Source organism: Xanthovirga aplysinae (genome assembly GCF_009711365.1).
GTDB lineage: Bacteria > Bacteroidota > Bacteroidia > Cytophagales > Cyclobacteriaceae > Xanthovirga > Xanthovirga aplysinae.
Genome location: NZ_SMMB01000775.1, coordinates 1,909 through 3,880 on the forward strand (window position 1 = coordinate 1,909; position 1,972 = coordinate 3,880).

2 protein-coding genes are annotated in these 1,972 nt (G+C 34.3%); both read right to left on the reverse strand.

Going from position 1 to position 1,972, the window contains the following annotated elements; genetic code table 11:
- Window positions 1-785: TolB-like translocation protein (locus E1171_RS05505; RefSeq protein WP_187696274.1), on the reverse strand; the 785-nt coding region annotated here is incomplete at its 3' end.
- 138 nt (window positions 786-923) lie between these two features.
- Window positions 924-1,946: a T9SS type B sorting domain-containing protein gene (locus E1171_RS05510; protein WP_155204880.1), complete on the reverse strand. Its 1,023-nt coding sequence runs from the start codon at window positions 1,944-1,946 to the stop codon at window positions 924-926.
- Between the last annotated feature and the right edge of the window lie 26 nt (window positions 1,947-1,972).

Here is a 1,972-nt window from a genome sequence, read left to right on the forward strand (position 1 = left end):
GGAATCTCTTGGGCATCTGTCCATGCACCTTCTTTATAGTAACTGATGTAGAGTTCCCCAAACCACTGCCCTGCTGTATTTTTTTTATTTCGAGCAAAGATTAAATAACTTTCATCCTTTGCTATAAATGGAGATTCATCGTGTACTCCGGCCGTATTAATTTCATTTCCCAGGAGCTCTGCTGGGGTATATTTGCCATTGACAAATCGAGAAACATAAATATTTTGCTTGCGATCATCTCCATAACGACTGGGACGGTCAGATTCAAAATATAAGTTTCCACTGGCTGCAACAGAAGGCAAAAATTCATTATATTCAGAATTGATAACCGCACCCAAGGAATAAGGAGTCCCCCAACCCATTCCGGATTTTTTAGCTGACCAGATGTCAAACTTTCCAATTGATCCCTCCCGGTTAGAAGCAAAGAAAAAAGTGCCTTCATCCGGAGAAATGAAAGGTCCATCCTCACTAAATATCTCATTAGGGGAAAAAGAAGATAAAACAGGTTTACTCCAGTTTCTTCCATTAAAATGGGATTCATAAATCCAGTATTCCTTTTGCCCTTTTTTTTGTTTTTGTATATAAATCACTTTTCCATCTTTTGAGAAGTGCAAGGAATATTCTTTGACCTCTGGTTCAGATAGAGTGCCTTCCTCAAAAATCACAGGTTTAAGAATAGGTTTATCAGAATAATAAGATAATTTTCTACCTACTTTTGAGCATGAGCTTAGAGTTAATGAACAAAGCCCTAATAGCATTAAAAAGACTTTAAATGATTTTCTCATTGGTTTGTAAATTATATTTATAAAAGACTTAAAAAATTGAATTGCCTTTTTGGAATACATCACCCCTTTCCCAGTAAAAAGAGTTTAATTTTTAAATCTGCTTATGTAATTCCGACTTTTTAATTACATATAATGTGTTTAATCAAATGAGACGATGATTCTATCGGCAATCCTTTTGGCGGTTGTAATGTTTTCTAAATTCGAATTTAACTCTCCATTCTTACCAGAATGATGGCTATGCCCTATTAACTCTAAAAGAAAATTAGATTTTGCTTCCAGGGCTGTCTTTTCAATTTCCGCGGCATAGATTAACGCGGGTTGTCCCACTTTACCTGAACCCGAGTAGATAGAATCATTGGGGAACCTTTCTTTTGAATAATACTCATTCCAATCATAAGATTGATTAACCTCCATTAAGATTCTAAACTTTTTAAGTGTATTTAAATCACTTTTTGTTTTCAAGATAAAGTTATCAGTAGGAGTTGCACCTGAAACTCCATCTAAATCAGGTGCACTTTTTAATGGAATATATAAACCATCGGAAGCTTTTACCCCCCTTTTATGAGCCCAGTATGGTAGTGCCTCCGGCCTTCGAACAATGGTTTTTTGCCATTTGTTATCTATCTTTTGCCAAAAAACACTAGAAGAAAGCATTTGGGAGACATAAAGGCTTTCCACATAATTTCCAATTGAATCTTCCAACCAAACAGCTAATATAGGAAATTGAAAAGCCTCTCCTTTTTTTAATTCAATGCTTATGTTATGCTCTCCAATTTTCTTGTCCAACTTTATTATTTGATAATTATATTCTTCTTCTGATTTCCCTAACTGTTGGTTCCTATATTGATTTCCCCATTCGTAGGGATAATTAAAGCCTGGGAAATCCAAATAAACTCCTAGGCAGATAGTAAAAAGTGCTAATCCTATGAAGGTGCTCTGATATTTTGCCCACTTCTTATTCCCTTTTCCCCTTATATAATTTAGAAGAGGAAATTTATTATTTAATACATGAAAAAAAATAGCTCCCATAAAAAGAAAAGCAAATAAAACATGAATGGAGGCAACTTTTTTCTCAAATGGTTTTAAATACAATAGGGCTCCAGAAATTAATAGAATAATAAAAATAATCAGCAGGGAATTCCCCAAGAATCGTCTATTCATGACTGTTTATTATTTGGTTTTTATCA

Bases quoted from the DNA above. Each gene is read 5' to 3' on its own strand.
- E1171_RS05510 (WP_155204880.1), bottom strand. From the start codon at position 1,946: ATGAATAGACGATTCTTGGGGAATTCCCTGCTGATTATTTTTATTATT.